This is a genomic window from Streptomyces sp. NPDC002206, from assembly GCF_053593595.1.
The window spans coordinates 136,836-153,541 of sequence record NZ_JBSFCW010000007.1 but is presented as its reverse complement, the minus strand read 5'-3'; the positions used below and the strand labels follow the sequence as shown (position 1 = coordinate 153,541).

General features: G+C 69.5%; 8 protein-coding genes. All 8 read left to right on the top strand.

The genetic code is table 11. The features are described 5' to 3' along the window. Positions 1-382 precede the first annotated feature (382 nt). The 8 genes from ACWCP8_RS16260 (at position 383) to ACWCP8_RS16225 (ending at position 16,623) form a co-directional block, all read left to right on the top strand. Positions 383-1,657 (top strand): extracellular solute-binding protein, encoded by a 1,275-nt coding sequence (locus ACWCP8_RS16260; protein WP_352266871.1) that lies wholly within the window; start codon positions 383-385, stop codon positions 1,655-1,657. Between the two features lie 22 nt (positions 1,658-1,679). Continuing rightward, on the top strand, positions 1,680-2,693 hold the full coding sequence (locus ACWCP8_RS16255; RefSeq protein WP_326603308.1) for a carbohydrate ABC transporter permease: 1,014 nt from the start codon (positions 1,680-1,682) through the stop codon (positions 2,691-2,693). Continuing rightward, complete coding sequence (locus ACWCP8_RS16250) at positions 2,690-3,589, top strand: sugar ABC transporter permease (RefSeq protein ID WP_352266869.1); 900 nt, start codon at positions 2,690-2,692, stop codon at positions 3,587-3,589. The genes ACWCP8_RS16255 and ACWCP8_RS16250 overlap by 4 nt, the downstream gene beginning before the upstream one ends. Before the next feature lie 98 nt (positions 3,590-3,687). Further along, a complete protein-coding gene (locus ACWCP8_RS16245) occupies positions 3,688-5,364 on the top strand; it encodes a glycoside hydrolase family 13 protein (RefSeq protein WP_352266868.1) in 1,677 nt (558 codons plus the stop codon). Continuing rightward, positions 5,349-6,407, top strand: a complete 1,059-nt coding sequence (locus tag ACWCP8_RS16240; RefSeq protein ID WP_267005490.1) for a LacI family DNA-binding transcriptional regulator — start codon at positions 5,349-5,351, stop codon at positions 6,405-6,407. The genes ACWCP8_RS16245 and ACWCP8_RS16240 overlap by 16 nt, the downstream gene beginning before the upstream one ends. Positions 6,408-6,838: 431 nt before the next feature. After that, a complete protein-coding gene (locus tag ACWCP8_RS16235; protein ID WP_451116473.1) occupies positions 6,839-8,545 on the top strand; it encodes a carbohydrate-binding module family 20 domain-containing protein in 1,707 nt (568 codons plus the stop codon). A 467-nt stretch (positions 8,546-9,012) separates the two neighbouring features. After that, a complete protein-coding gene (gene pulA, locus ACWCP8_RS16230; protein ID WP_451116471.1) occupies positions 9,013-14,325 on the top strand; it encodes a pullulanase-type alpha-1,6-glucosidase in 5,313 nt (1,770 codons plus the stop codon). A gap of 258 nt (positions 14,326-14,583) precedes the next feature. After that, complete coding sequence (locus ACWCP8_RS16225; protein ID WP_451116469.1) at positions 14,584-16,623, top strand: ATP-binding protein; 2,040 nt, start codon at positions 14,584-14,586, stop codon at positions 16,621-16,623. Positions 16,624-16,706: the final 83 nt, after the last annotated feature.

Genomic DNA, 16,706 nt, shown 5'->3' with positions numbered 1-16,706 from the left:
TGTCGGATTGCCCACCATGCGCGGGAATCGGGCGACTGCGGTGCTGTCCGGAGGGTGGCGGTGACCGACGGTACCGCGGCGGTACGTACCGCCGCGGGCTGATCGGCAGTGCCGCCGCAACATCTTGCAAGGTCTTGCGAAGCCGGCACTGCGGGCTGCAATCGGATCATCGCACGGAGAATTCACGACCGGCCCCTTCTCCTGTCAGGGGTGAGACGCTCCCGTCAAGAGGCTTGACGGCAACCGTGAGGACACGCGAATGTAACGATCGTCGAAGCTTGCAGAAATCTTCCGCAAACTCTTTCGGCCATCTTTCATCCTTGTTACGTTCCTCGTCGACCCGGCGCCGCGATGGAGCGGTACGGCAGTTGAAGGAGTTCAGATGCGACGTGGCATAACGGCCACCGCCCTGGTCGCGGCCCTGGCGCTTGCGGCGACCGCCTGCGGCAGCGATGACAAGTCCGACGGCTCGAGCAAGAGCTCCGGCGAGCTCTCCGGGACCGTTACATGGTGGGACACCTCCACCGTGGGCAGCGAGGACAAGGTCTTCAAGAAGATTGCCGAAGACTTTGAGAAGCAGCACCCGAAGGTCGACGTCAAGTACGTCAACGTGCCCTTCGGTGAGGCGCAGAACAAGTTCAAGAACGCTGCCCAGTCCGGCTCCGGCGCTCCCGACGTGATCCGCTCCGAGGTCGCCTGGACCCCCGAGTTCGCGGACCTCGGCTACCTCGCCCCGCTGGACGGCACCCCCGCCCTGCAGAAGGCGGACGACTTCCTCAAGCAGGCCGCCGCCTCCACCAAGTACAACGGAAAGACGTACGCGGTGCCGCAGGTCATCGACTCCATGGGCATCTTCTACAACAAGAAGATCTTCAAGGAGGCCGGCGTCGAGGTTCCCACCACCGTCGACCAGCTGAAGACCGTCTCCAAGAAGATCAAGGAAAAGACCGGCAAGACCGGCCTCTACCTGCGCGGCGACGACGCGTACTGGTTCCTGTCCTTCCTGTACGGCGAGGGCGGCGACCTCGTCGACGCGTCCACCAAGTCCGTCACCGTCGACAACCCCGAGGGCGTCAAGGCGATGAAGGTCGTCAAGGACCTCGTCGACTCCGGTGCGGCCAAGACCGACGCGACGGACGGCTGGGAGAACATGCAGTCGTCCTTCAAGGACGGCAAGGTCGCCATGATCATCAACGGCCCGTGGGCCGTCGCCGACACCTACGCCGGTGCGGAGTTCAAGGACAAGGCCAACCTGGGCGTCGCCCCGGTCCCGGCCGGCTCCGCAGCGCAGGGTGCCCCGCAGGGCGGTCACAACCTGGCCGTCTACGCGGGCTCCAAGAACCTCGACGCCTCCTACGCCTTCGTCGACTACATGACGTCCACGAAGACCCAGGCCCAGGTCACCAAGGAGCTGAACCTCCTGCCGACCCGTACCTCCGCCTACTCGGAGGAAGCCGTCGTCGACAACGAGATCGTCGGCTTCTTCAAGCCGGTCGTCGAGACCGCCGTCGAGCGCCCCTGGATCCCGGAGACCGGCAGCCTCTTCGCCCCGCTCGTCACCGAGTACACCAAGGTCCTGACCGGCCAGACCACGCCGGAGAAGGCCGCCAAGGCCACCGGCGACTCCTACCGCAAGCTCCTCAAGGGCTGGAAGTAGCCAGAGAAAGGCAGGCCGACTGATGGCTGTCCACACCAGCCAGTCGGTGGCAACGGCCGCGGGCGACAATGTCGCCCGCGGCCGGAGCCGCGGTACTGGTACCCCACCACCGAGCAGGCTCCGGCGGACTCTGTCGACCCACTGGTACGCCTGGACGATGGTCGCCCCGGTCGTCGCCGTGATCGGCGTGATCATCGGCTACCCGCTGGTCCGCGGCATCTACCTGTCGCTGACCGACGCCAATGAGCGCAACGTCGAACGGTCCATCGGCGTCAACCACATGCCCGCGACCTACAAGTTCGTCGGCCTGGACAACTACGCCGACGCGCTCACGGGCAACCAGTTCCTCGGCACGCTCGGGTGGACCCTGGTGTGGACGGTCTCCTGCGTGAGCATCACGTTCGTCCTCGGCATGGCCCTGGCCAACATCCTCAACCGCCGGATCGCCGGCCGCTCCGCCTACCGGATGGCGCTGATCCTGCCCTGGGCCATCCCCGGCTTCGTCTCCGTCTTCGCCTGGCGCTTCCTCTACAACGAGGACCGCGGGCTGCTCAACAAGATCCTCTCCGGTGCCGGCGTCGACGGCATTCCGTGGCTCAACGACCCCACCTGGGCGAAGTTCTCCGTCATCGCCGTCAATGTGTGGCTCGGCGTGCCGTTCATGATGGTCGCCCTGCTCGGCGGTCTGCAGTCCATCCCCAGCGAGCAGTACGAGGCCGCCGAGATGGACGGTGCCACCGCCTGGCAGCGGTTCCGCCACATCACCCTGCCGGGGCTCCGGCCGGTGTCGACCACCGTGATCCTGCTGTCGACCATCTGGACGTTCAACATGTTCCCGGTGATCTTCCTGCTGACCCGCGGCGGACCGGGCGAGGCCACCCAGATCCTGGTCACCCAGGCGTACAAGTTCTCCTTCGAGATCAGCCCGCGCGACTTCGCACAGTCCTCCACCTGGGGCGTGCTGATCCTCGTCCTCCTGATGCTCTTCGCCGCGGTCTACCGGCGAGTCCTCCGCACGCAGGGAGATAACTGGTGACCACCGCCCCCGCACCCACCGCCCGCCGCGCCGCCCCCGCCGCGCGCCACTCGGCCCGCAAGGTCCGGCCGCGCGGCGAGCGCTCGCCGCTCGCCTCCGCCGGACTGCACCTCACGCTGATCGTGGCGTCCGTGATCGCCGTGTTCCCCGTGCTGTGGGTCCTGCTGACCTCGCTGAAGCCCGCCGCCTACGCGACGACGACGGACTTCTTCAAGGACACGACCTTCGAGAACTACACCGGCCTGATCAAGGACACCGAGTTCCTGACCTGGTTCGGCAACTCGCTGGTCATCGCCGGGCTCACCACCGTCCTCGGCGTCTTCGTCTCCGCCACCACCGGCTACGCCGTCAGCCGCTTCCGGTTCCCCGGCAAGCGCGGGCTGATGTGGACGCTGCTGATCACCCAGATGTTCCCGGTCGCCGTCCTCATCGTGCCGATCTACAACATCATGTCGAGCCTGGGCCTGCTCAACCAGCCCGCCGGCCTCGTCATCACGTACCTCACCATCGCGGTGCCGTTCTGCGCCTGGATGATGAAGGGCTTCTTCGACACCATCCCGCGCGAGATCGACGAGTCGGGGCAGGTCGACGGCCTCACCCCGTTCGGCACGTTCTGGCGGCTGATCCTGCCGCTCGCCAAGCCCGGCCTCGCCGTCACCGCGTTCTACTCCTTCATCACCGCCTGGGGCGAAGTTGCGTACGCCTCCGCCTTCATGGTCGGCGACGAGAACCTCACGCTCGCCGGCGGACTGCAGAAGTTCGTCAACCAGTACGGAGCCCAGTGGGGGCCGATGACCGCCGCGTCCGTGCTCATCGCGATACCCGCGGCCCTGGTCTTCCTCTTCGCCCAGCGCCACCTGGTGACCGGCATGTCCGCCGGGGCCGTCAAGGGCTGACGCACCCAGCAGCACGACCCGCACGCACCAAGGAACGGCGGCGCCGGATCCCCGACCCGGTCCCGGCGCCGCCCCCACCCAGACACCTCAGGGACGACATGACCCAGCACCTCGCTGCCCCCTCCACCGGCACGTCCGACGCTGCTCCGGGCCACCGCACCGGCTGGTGGCAGGACGCGGTGATCTACCAGGTCTATCCGCGGAGCTTCGCCGACGGCAACGGCGACGGCATGGGCGATCTCGCAGGCGTACGGGACAGACTTCCGTACCTCAAGGACCTCGGCGTGGACGCGGTCTGGCTCAGCCCGTTCTACGCGTCGCCGCAGGCCGACGCGGGCTACGACGTCTCCGACTACCGCGCCATCGACCCGATGTTCGGCACGCTGCTGGACGCCGACGCGCTGATCCGGGACGCCCACGACCTCGGCCTGCGGATCATTGTCGACCTGGTGCCCAACCACTCCTCCGACCAGCACGAGTGGTTCAAGCGCGCCCTCGCCGAGGGCCCCGGCTCCGCACTGCGCGAGCGCTACCACTTCCGCCCGGGCAAGGGCACGGACGGCGAACTGCCGCCCAACGACTGGGAGTCCATCTTCGGCGGTCCCGCCTGGACCCGGACCACCGACCCGGACGGCACCCCCGGCGACTGGTACCTCCACCTGTTCGCGCCCGAGCAGCCCGACTTCAACTGGGAACACCCGGCCGTCGCCGACGAGTTCCGTTCGATCCTGCGGTTCTGGCTCGACATGGGCGTCGACGGCTTCCGCGTCGATGTCGCCCACGGCCTGGTCAAGGCCGAGGGCCTGCCCGACCTCGGCGCCCACGACCAGCTCAAGCTGCTCGGAAACGATGTCATGCCGTTCTTCGACCAGGATGGGGTGCACGAGATCTACCGCTCCTGGCGCACCATCCTCGACGAGTACCCCGGCGACCGCATCGCCGTTGCCGAGGCCTGGACCCCGACCGTGGAGCGCACCGCCAACTATGTGCGCCACGACGAGATGCACCAGGCGTTCAACTTCCAGTACCTGTCCACCGACTGGGACGCCGCCGAGCTGCGCAAGGTCATCGACGTCTCGCTCGACGCGATGCGCCCGGTCGGCGCCCCCACCACCTGGGTGCTCTCCAACCACGACGTCACCCGGCACGCCACCCGGTTCGCCAACCCGCCCGGCCTCGGCACCCAGATCCGCACCGCGGGCGACCGCGAGATGGGCCTGCGCCGGGCCCGCGCCGCCAGCCTGCTGATGCTGGCGCTGCCCGGCTCCGCGTACGTCTACCAGGGAGAGGAACTCGGCCTGCCCGACGTCACCGACCTGCCCGACGAGGCCCGCCAGGACCCGTCGTTCTTCCGCGCCGACGGCCAGGACGGCTTCCGCGACGGCTGCCGGGTGCCGATCCCGTGGACCCGCGAAGGCAGCTCCTACGGCTTCGGCAACGGCGGCAGCTGGCTGCCCCAGCCCGACAGCTGGGGTGAGCTGAGCATCGAGGCCCAGACCGGCAGGGCGGGCTCGACACTGGAGCTGTACCGGGCCGCGCTCGCCGCCCGCCGGGTGCACCCGGGGCTCGGCGCCGGGACCGCCGTGGAGTGGCTGGACGCCCCCGAAGGGCTGCTGGCCTTCGCCCGCCCCGGCTTCGTCTGCACCGTCAACACGACCGGCCGGCCCGTCCGAATCCCGGTCCGCGGCCAGGTGCTGCTGTCCAGCAGCCCCGTCGTCACCGACGGCGCCGAGATCGAGCTGCCCGCGGACACCACGGTGTGGTGGACGGTGTGACCGTCCCTCTGCCCAGGACCGGCGGTGCGCTGAGGCTCTCGGACATCGCCGGTCAGGCCTCGGTCAGCGAGGCGACCGTCAGCCGGGTCCTCAACGGCAAGCCGGGCGTCGCCGACACCACGCGTCAGCGGGTGCTCGCGGCGCTCGACATCCTGGGCTACGAGCGTCCTGTACGGCTGCGGCAGCGCAGTGCCGGGCTGATCGGCCTGGTGACCCCCGAGCTCACCAATCCGATCTTCCCGGCGTTCGCGCAGTCCGTCGAGCAGGTCCTGGCCGGGCACGGCTACACCCCGGTGCTCTGCACCCAACTGCCCGGCGGCGCCACCGAGGACGAGCTCGTCGAGCAGCTCGTCGAGCGCGGCGTCGGCGGCATCGTCTTCCTCTCCGGGCTGCACGCCGACCTGTCGGCAGACCCGTCCCGGTACGCCGCGCTCACCGACCGCGGCGTGCCGTTCGTCCTGATCAACGGCTACAACGAGCGGATCAGCGCCCCCTTCGTCTCGCCCGACGACTCCGCCGCCGTGCGGATGGCCGTCGGACATCTCGCCGAACTCGGCCACCGCAAGGTCGGCCTGGCCATCGGGCCGCAGCGCTATGTGCCGTCCCGCCGCAAACGGGACGGCTTCGTCGACGCCGCCGTCAAGCTGCTGGGCCTGCCCCGCGCCGAGGCGGAACTCCTCGTCTGCTCCACGTTGTTCAGCGTCGAGGGCGGTCAGGTCGCGGCCGGGGCACTGCTCGACCAGGGGTGCACGGGCATCGTCTGCGGCAGCGACCTGATGGCCCTGGGCGTGGTGCGTGCCGCCCGGGACCGCGGGCTCGACGTGCCGCGCGACGTGTCGGTGGTCGGCTTCGACGACTCGCAGCTCATCGCGTTCACCGATCCGCCGCTGACGACGGTGCGGCAGCCCGTGCAGGCGATGGCGGCGGCTGCGGTCGGCGCGCTGCTGGAGGAGATCGGCGGCAGCCCCGTGCAGCGCACGGAGTACGTGTTCCAGCCGGAGCTGGTGGTACGGGGGTCCACCGCCGCGGTCCGTCCCGCGTGACGGCCTGACCGAGCGCACAGCGGCACGCACAGGAGAGGCACCGGGAGTCGGCCCTGGACAGGGCCGGCGGGGAGTGAGCGACTCCGGGTGCCTCTCTTGCCGTGACCGGCCCGGCCGGCCGGGCGCGTGGGACCCCTGGGGTGCCGGGGCCCCCGGCCGACCGGGCCGGAGTCGGGATGAACTTAACAGTGCCGCAATATTTTGCGTAAGTCCTTGCAGGAAGAAAAATGCAAGATTTCGTCGATGTGAGCGGGATGTGAGCGGGTCGTGTCCAGGGGGTTGACCCGGATGGGGCGGGCTCGTACGGTCGGCTCCGCGGCAAGCTTTGCATTCTTGCAGCAAGAACCTTCAGGAGCCTTGAGGGCAGGGCGCGTTGCCACGTGAGGCTGCACCGTCATCCCCGCATTTCCCCCCACCGCAGGAGGAAAGACATGGCACGCAGACCACTGTCTGCAGCGCTCGCACTGGTAGCCGGCGCCGCCGCCCTCATCCCCACCGCCACCCCCGCCCAGGCGTCCGCACCCGGCAACAAGGACGTCACCGCCGTGATGTTCGAGTGGAAATTCGACTCCGTCGCCAAGGCCTGCACGGACTCCCTCGGCCCGGCCGGCTACGGCTACGTCCAGGTCTCGCCGCCCCAGGAGCACATCCAGGGGAGCCAGTGGTGGACCTCGTACCAGCCGGTCAGCTACAAGATCGCCGGACGGCTCGGCGACCGCACCGCCTTCGCCGCCATGGTCAGCACCTGCCACGGCGCGGGCGTCAAGGTCGTCGCCGACTCCGTCATCAACCACATGTCGGCCGGCTCGGGCACCGGCACCGGTGGCTCCTCGTACACGAAGTACAACTATCCCGGTCTGTACTCCTCGTTCGACATGGACGACTGCACCGCACAGATCAGCAACTACCAGGACCGGGCCAACGTCCAGAACTGCGAACTCGTCGGGCTCGCCGACCTCGACACCGGTGAGGACTACGTCCGCGGCAAGATCGCCGGATACCTCAACGACCTGCGCTCGCTCGGCGTCGACGGCTTCCGCATCGACGCCGCCAAGCACATGCCCGCGAGCGACCTCGCCAACATCAAGTCGCGGCTGACCGACCCCGGCGTCTACTGGAAGCAGGAGGCGATCTACGGGGCGGGCGAAGCCGTCTCGCCCGACGAGTACGCCGGCACCGGGGACGTCCAGGAGTTCCGTTACGCCCGCAGCCTCAAGCAGGTCTTCAACAACGAGAATCTCGCCGAACTGAAGAACTTCGGCGAGGGCTGGGGCTTCATGCCGTCCTCGAAGGCCGGGGTCTTCGTCGACAACCACGACACCGAGCGCGGCGGCGACACCCTGAACTACAAGGACGGCGCCAACTACACCCTCGCCAACGTCTTCATGCTGGCCTGGCCGTACGGCTCGCCCGACGTCCACTCCGGCTACGAGTGGTCCGACAAGGACGCGGGACCGCCCAACGGCGGTACGGTGAACGCCTGTTACAGCGACGGCTGGAAGTGCCAGCACGCCTGGCCGCAGATCTCCTCCATGGTCGGCTTCCGCAACACCGCGCGAGGTGAGACCGTCACCGACTGGTGGGACAACGGCGGGGACCAGATCGCGTTCGGCCGCGGGTCGAAGGCGTACGTCGCCATCAACCACGAGGGCTCGTCGCTGACCCGTATGTTCCAGACGTCGCTGCCCGCCGGTGACTACTGCGACGTCCAGTCCGGCAACGGGGTGACCGTCAACGGCTCCGGACAGTTCACCGCGACGCTCGGCGCGAACACCGCTGTCGCACTGCAGGTGAACGCGCGCACCTGCACCGGCAGCGGCACCACCGACCCAGGTACGGGTACCTCCGGCGCCTCCTTCGGTGTCAACGCGACCACCCAGCTCGGCCAGAACATCTACGTCACCGGGAACCAGTCCGCGCTCGGCAACTGGAACACGGACAGCGCGCTCAAGCTCGACCCGGCGACGTACCCGGTCTGGAAGCTGGACGTGAGCATGCCCGCCGGTACGTCGTTCGAGTACAAGTACGTCCGCAAGGACGCGAGCGGCGCGGTCACGTGGGAGAGCGGCGCCAACCGCACGGCGACGGTGCCGTCGTCGGGCAAGGTGTCGCTGACGAGCGACGTCTGGCGAAGCTGAACCCGGCGTCCGGGCCGGGGCGGCTGACCACGTCGTCCCGGTCCGGGGGCTGAACCGGGGGTCGGTGCGCCTGGGGCGGGGCGCTGACCCTGTCGCCCCGGTCCGGACGGTGGTCCGGGGGTCGGTGCCGCATCGGGGCGTCTCCTCGGGTGCCGCAGACTCCCCGACACCGTGCGCGAACCGTCCACTTACTGCGTCACCCTGCGGGGATCGCCCCGATACGTCCCCTCCCGGCGCGCCGCCGCCGACTCGGGGCGTCCAGTGCCGGAGGCACCTGGTTCCCCGGGGCGGGGGTGTACCAGGGCGATCCCCGCAGGACGACGCAGTAAGGGCGCGGTTTCCCCGCGGTGTCGGGGAGTCTGCGGCGTCCGAGGAGACGCCCTGGTGGACCCCCGACCCCCCGGCCCACCCCACGAGTCCGTCCACCCCCGAGAACCCCTGCAACACCGATCAAGGAGACCTCACCCGTGTCCCGTACCTCCCTCAGACGGGGAGCCGTCGCCGCTCTGTGCGCGGCGCTCATACCCGTCGTCCCGGCGGCAGCCACCTCCGCTGCGCCGAGGCCCCCGGCCCCGCCGTCGGACGCGGCGCTCGCCGCCGAGTCCGCCCGGCACGATCTGACCCGCGAGCAGTTCTACTTCGTCATGCCCGACCGGTTCGCGAACGGAGACACCTCCAACGACCGCGGCGGGCTCACCGGTTCACGGCTGGAGACCGGCTACGACCCCACGGACAAGGGGTTCTACCAGGGCGGCGATCTCAAGGGCCTGACGGACAGGCTCGACTACATCAAGGGCCTCGGCACCACTGCCATCTGGCTCGCCCCGATCTTCAAGAACCGCCCCGTGCAGGGCACCGGCAAGGACGCGTCAGCCGGTTACCACGGCTACTGGATCACCGACTTCACCCAGGTCGACCCGCACTTCGGCACCAACGCCGACCTGTCGAAACTGATCGACAGGGCCCACGGCAAGGGCATGAAGGTCTTCTTCGACGTCATCACCAACCACACCGCGGACACCGTCGACTACGCCGAGAAGAAGTACGGGTACAGGCCGAAGGGCGCCTACCCGTACCTCGACCGGGACGGCCGCCCGTTCGACGACAGCAAGGGCCTGGCGAAGGTCGACGCGGACTCCTTCCCGTACACGCCGAAGAACACCGGGGAGAAGGTCCCGGCCTGGCTCAACGACCCGACGATGTACCACAACCGCGGTGACTCGACCTACGCCGGCGAGTCCACCACGTACGGCGATTTCTCCGGCCTCGACGACCTGTGGACCGAGCGCCCCGAGGTCGTCTCCGGTATGGAGAAGATCTACGAGAAGTGGGTCCGCGACTTCGATATCGACGGGTTCCGGATCGACACGGTCAAACACGTCGACCTGGACTTCTGGACCCAGTGGGCGACCGCCCTCGACACCTACGCCGCGCGGCACGGCCGCGACGACTTCTTCATGTTCGGCGAGGTCTACTCCGCCGACACCGCCCTCACCTCCCCGTATGTCACCCAGGGGCGGCTCGACGCGACGCTCGACTTCCCGTTCCAGGAGGCGGCCCGGCAGTACGCCTCGCAGGGTGCCCCGGCCTCGAAGCTCGCCGCCGTCTTCGGCGACGACTACCGGTACACCACCGACAAGGCCAACGCCTATGAGCAGGTGACCTTCCTCGGCAACCACGACATGGGCCGCATCGGCGCGTTCCTGAAGCAGGACAACCCGAAGGCCGATGACGCCGAGCTGGTCGACCGGGCCCGCCTCGCCAACGAGGTGATGTTCCTCAGCCGCGGCAACCCCGTCGTCTACTACGGCGACGAGCAGGGCTTCACCGGCGCGGGCGGTGACAAGGACGCCCGCCAGACGATGTTCGCCTCGAAGACCGCCGACTACCTCGACGACGACCAGCTGGGCACCGACCGTACGCACGCCTCCGACGCGTACGACACCGGCCACCCGCTGTACCGGAACATCGCCGCGCTCTCCGAGCTGACCAGGAGGAACCCGGCCCTGCGCGACGGCGTCCAGACCGAGCGCTACGCGGAAGGATCCGTCTACGCCTTCTCCCGTACGGACCCCGAGCGGTCGAACGAGTACGTCGTCGCCACCAACAACGGCACCGCTGCGAAGACCGTCGAGCTGCCCACCGCGTCGGCCGCCATGAACTTCCGTACGCTGTACGGCGGTTCCGGAGCGGTCCGCAGCGGCGCCGACAAGAAGATCACCGTCACCGTGCCCGCCCTCTCCAGCATCGTGCTGCGCGCCGAGAAGCCCCTGGGCGCCCCGGCCGCCAAGCCCTCGATCACGCTGACGGCACCCGCCGCCGGAGCCACCGGCACCGTGGAGGTCTCCGCGGATGTCGACGGCGGATCCCTCAACCGGGTCGTCTTCGCCGCCCGGACCGGCAACGGCACATGGGTCACTCTCGGCTCCGCCGACCACGCACCGTACAAGGTCACCCAGCACCTGGACAGCAAGGTGGCGGCGGGAACACCCCTGCGCTACAAGGCCGTTGTCGTCGACCGCACCGGACGCACCGCGAGCGCCCTGGCCTCGACGACCGCGGGACAGGCCCCGGCGGACGGAAAGCCCGTCGCCGTCGAGCGCGACTACGCCGTCGTCCACTACAAGCGCGCGGACGGCGACTACGACGGCTGGCAGATCGAGTCGGGCGACAGGTCCGCCCAGTTCACCGGACGCGACGCCTACGGTGCGTTCGCCTGGATCAAGCTCGACGAGGGCGTGTCCTCCGTCCCGTACACCGTCGAGAAGGACGGCACCGCCGACGGGCCGCAGCGCACCGTCGACCTCGCGAGGACCGGGCAGGTCTGGATCGAGCAGGGCAAGGACGGCCAGGCCGACGAGGCCCCCGAGGGCGCCTACCCGGCGCAGGACCCGACGAAGGCCGTCCTGCACTACCACCGGGCCGACGGCGACTACGACGGCTGGGGACTGCACACCTGGACCGGCGCCAAGGAGCCCACGGACTGGTCCAAGCCACTCCAGCCGGTGAAGAAGGACGCCTACGGCGTGACCTTCGAGGTGCCGCTCACCGACGGCGCCACCTCGCTCAGCTACATCCTTCACAAGGGCGACGAGAAGGACCTCCCCAGCGACCAGTCGCTCGACATCGCCACGTACGACCACGAGGTGTGGATGATCGCCGGACAGCCCGGCTATCTGCTGCCGCAGACCGGCGGTGTGCCCACCCCCGACCTCACCGAGGCCGAGGCACAGTGGATCGACTCCGACACCGTCGTGTGGAAGGTGAAGGCCGGCGACGCCACCAGCCAGCAGCTCGTCTACGCGAAGGACGGCGGGATCTCCGTCGTCGACGGGGCGCTCTCCGACGAGGGCCGGTGGCTGCGGCTCACCCCGTCCGCGCTGACCGACGCCCAGAAGGCGAAGTACCCGCACCTCAAGGACTATCCGGCGTTCACCGTCGACCCGCGTGACCGGGACAGGGTCCGCGAGGCGCTGCGCGGCCAGCTGATCGCCACCCAGCGCGCCGCCAACGGTGCTCTGCTCGCCGCCACCGGCGTACAGAGCGCAGGGGTGCTCGACGACCTGTACGGGAAGAACGCGAGCACCGCGGCGCTCGGCCCGGTCTTCGGCCATGGCCGTCCCACCCTCTCCGTCTGGGCTCCCACCGCGCAGACCGTCGCCCTGGAACTCGACGGGAAGAGCATCCCGATGCGGCGCGACGACCGCACCGGTGTCTGGTCTGTCACCGGCACCGCGCAGTGGACCGGCAAGCCGTACCGCTACGCGGTGAAGGTGTGGGCGCCCACCGTCCAGAAGATCGTCACCAACAAGGTCACCGACCCGTACTCCACCGCCCTGACCACCGACTCCGCCCGCAGCCTCGTCGTCGACCTCGATGCCCCGGGTCTCGCGCCGAAGGGCTGGACCGGACTGAAGAAGCCCGCCGCCGTCCCGCTGCGGGACGCCCAGATTCAGGAGCTGCAGATCCGCGACTTCTCGATCGCGGACCCCACGTCCAAGCACCCGGGCGAGTATCTCGCCTTCACCGACACCCGCTCGGACGGGATGAAGCACCTCAAGGAGCTCGCCGACTCCGGCACGAGCTACGTCCATCTGCTGCCCGCCTTCGACATCGGCACCATCCCCGAGAAGAAGTCGGCCCAGCAGAAGCCGGCCTGTGACCTGTCCGTGTACGCCCCCGACTCCGAGGAGCAGCAGGCGTGCGTGGCGAAGGCCGCCGCGAACGACGGGTTCAACTGGGGCTACGACCCGCTGCACTACACGGTCCCCGAGGGCTCGTACGCCTCCGACCCCAACGGCACCGGGCGCACCGTCGAGTTCCGGCAGATGGTGCAGGGACTGAACGGTGCCGGGCTGCGGACCGTCATGGACGTCGTCTACAACCACACCGTCGCCTCCGGTCAGGACGACAAGTCCGTCCTCGACCGGATCGTGCCCGGCTACTACCAGCGGCTCCTGGACGACGGCACCGTCGCCACCTCCACCTGCTGCGCCAACACCGCGCCCGAGAACACCATGATGGGCAAGCTCGTCGTGGACTCGATCGTCACCTGGGCCAAGGAGTACAAGGTCGACGGCTTCCGCTTCGACCTGATGGGCCACCACCCGAAGGCGAACATCCTCGCCGTCCGCAAGGCGCTCGACGCGCTGACCGTGGCCAAGGACGGCGTCGACGGGAAGAAGATCATCCTGTACGGGGAGGGCTGGAACTTCGGTGAGATCGCCGACGACGCCCGTTTCGTCCAGGCCACCCAGAAGAACATGGCCGGCACCGGCGTCGCCACCTTCTCCGACCGGGCCCGCGACGCCGTCCGCGGCGGCGGCCCGTTCGACGAGGATCCCGGCGTCCAGGGCTTCGCCAGCGGCCTCTACACCGACCCCAACACCTCGACCGCCAACGGCACCCGCGCCGAACAGAAGGCCCGGCTGCTCCACTACCAGGACCTGATCAAGGTGGGCCTGACCGGCAACCTCGCCGACTACACCTTCACCGACTCCTCGGGCCGTACGGTCAAGGGTTCGGGTGTCGACTACAACGGGGCCCCCGCCGGATACGCCGCGGTCCCCGGCGACGCCCTCGCCTACGCCGACGCCCACGACAACGAGTCGCTGTACGACGCGCTCGCCTTCAAGCTCCCGGCGGGCACCTCGGCGGCCGACCGGGCCAGGATGCAGGTCCTGGCGATGGCGACCGCCACCCTCTCACAGGGCCCGTCGCTCTCCCAGGCGGGTTCGGACCTGCTGCGCTCCAAGTCCCTGGACCGCAACTCGTACGACAGCGGTGACTGGTTCAACGCACTGCACTGGGACTGCCGGGACGGCAACGGCTTCGGCCGCGGACTGCCCCCGGCAGCCGACAACAAGTCCAAGTGGTCGTATGCCAAGCCGCTGCTGACCGCCGCCGCGCTCAGCCCCGGCTGCGCGCAGATCAACGGTGCGTCCGCCGCGTACCAGGACCTGCTCACCATCCGCACGACGGAGAAGGAGTTCGACCTCTCCACCACGGAGCAGGTGCAGTCCGCCCTGTCGTTCCCGCTCTCCGGGAAGGACGAGGCGCCCGGCGTGATCACGATGCGGCTCGGAAAACTGGTGATCGTCCTCAACGCGACGCCCGGCACCGAGCACCAGCAGATCGCGGAGCTGGCCGGGAAGGACTACGCCCTGCACCCCGTCCAGGCCGCGGGGGCGGATTCTACTGTCAAGAAGGCTTCGTACGAGAGGAGTTCGGGAAGCTTCACCGTCCCGGGACGCACGGTGGCCGTGTTCTCCCTGCGGTGACCTGGACAGGACTACGTTGAGGGCAGCCGCCGGGGAGTGAGCCACATCCCACACTTCCGGGCGCGCCCCTCCCCCCACATGGACCGGTCACGGCCCGCTGTCCCGTACGCACAGGCGATGGGCGTATGCCCGCGCCGTACGGGCCGGCGGGCCGGTTCAGCCCGCCCCGGCCGTCCGGGGAGAAGGAGCAGGGCGCCCCGGCACTCCACCGGCGGAGCAGGTTTCGATCGTGCCGCGTGCCGGACAGTGACGGTGACCATGGCGGGAAACATTCCCGAGGAGACAACGAGCTTTGTCGGACGAAAGGCGGAACTCGCCCGGCTCGCACGCATGCTTGGTGCCTGCCGGCTGACCACACTCGTCGGTGCCGGAGGCGTCGGCAAGACCAGACTCGCGGTCCGCGCCGCCCGGCAGGCCGCACCCGCCCATCGCGACGGAGTCTGGTGGGCGGATCTCTCCCCGCTCCAGGGCGACGGACCACTCGTCGCGACCGTGTCCGACGCCGTCGGGCTCTCCGACCACACCCTGCGCATGCCCATCGACGCCCTGTGTGAATGGCTCACCGACAAACAGCTGTTGCTCATCCTCGACTCCTGCGAACATCTGCGCCCCTCCTGCGGCCATCTGCTCGGCGAGATCCTCACCACGTCGCCCGGCCTCACCGTGCTCGCCACCAGCAGACAGCCCCTCGACATCAAGGGCGAGCAGCTCATCGAGGTGGCACCGCTGCCGGTCGACGGGGCGGCCGACGCACTCACCCTGTTCCAGGACCGGGCCCGCGCCGCGGACCCCGACGTCACCTTCGACACACCGGGCGACGCCGAGGCCGCCGCCGAGATCTGCCGCCGCCTCGAAGGCATTCCACTCGCCATCGAACTGGCCGCCGGAGGCATCGGCCGGCACACCGTCGAGCAGGTCGCCGCACGGATCGGCTCCCGCTTCGACGTACTCACCGACTCCTCGCTGTGGCCACCGCGCCACCGCACCCTGCGCACCACGATCGGCTGGAGCCACGAACTCTGCACCCCGCTGGAACGGCTGCTCTGGGCCCGGCTGACCGTCCTGCGCGGCGACTTCGACGAAGCGGCCGCCCGTGAGGTCTGCGCCGAAGGACCACTCACCGACGACGGCGTGGTCACCGCGCTGAGGGGACTGGTCGCCAAGTCCGTCGTCAAACGGGACGGGGGACGGCACCGGATGCTCGACACCATCCGTGAGTACGGCCGGATGTGGCTCGCCGAGCTCGGCGAGGAACGCGCCGCCGCCGACCGGCACGCCGCCTGCTTCCTCGGTCTGGCCCGCAGCGCCCACGCCGGCTGGACCGGCAGCCACCAGATCTTCTGGTACCACCGCATCGCCGAGACACACGCCGACCTGTGCGCCGCACTCGAGCACCTGCTGGTCCACGACGCCGCCGCCGCCCAGGAGATGGCGGGCCGGATCGGCTTCTTCTGGTGCTGCTGCTGCGGCCACCTGCCCGAGACCCGCAAGTACGCCCAGCGGGCGCTCGACGCCGGACCCGCCGAAGGCCCGCACCGCACCCGCCTGCTGTGGGTGCTCGGCGTCTCCGCCATGCTCCAGGGCGACTACCCGACCGCCCGGCGCCTCGGCGACGAATGCTCCGGCGCGGCGGCCCACGACGGAACCGACGAGAGCATCCTCGCCGCCGTCTATCTGCGTGGTCTCACCGACCTGCTGACCGGCCACCCCGAGACGAGCCTTCGCGAAGTCGCCCGCGTGCTGCGGACCACCGAGGCCACCACCCCCGTCGACTCGGCATACCGGCTGCGCTGCCACCTCATCACCGTCTTCGCGCTGACCGGCCTCGGCCGGCTCGACGAGGCCGCGGAGGCGGCCACCGCCCTGCGGTCGGCCTGCGAAGCACAGGACGAATGCTGGACCCTGTCGTACGCCGACTACCAACTGGCGCTGATCGCCCTGCTGCAGGGCCGCCCCGAGGTGTCCGCGGCCCACGCCCGGTCGATGCTCGTCGGCAAGTACCGGCTCCGCGACCGCTTCGGGATCGCCCTCGGCCTGGACATCCTCGCCGCGGCGATCGCCGCCACGGGCGCGGGCGCCCGCGCTGCCCGGGTGTACGGCACGGGACAGTCGTACTGGCGCATGGTCGGCCACCCGCTGCGCGGCACCCCCGAACTCGGCCCGGTCCGCGAGACCTGCGAACGCCAGGCCCGCGCGGCGGTCGGCGACGCCGCCTACCAGCGCGCCTTCGAGCAGGGCCGGGCCGACAACGCGGAAGAGGGCCTCGCCGCAGCGCTCCGGAGCGAACTGCGCACCTAAGGGCTTTCCGGGCTGCCACGCAGATCACGGCCGGGCCGAATCCCCTTGTGCGGTCGTGCTGATCACCGTAAGGGTGAGATCCG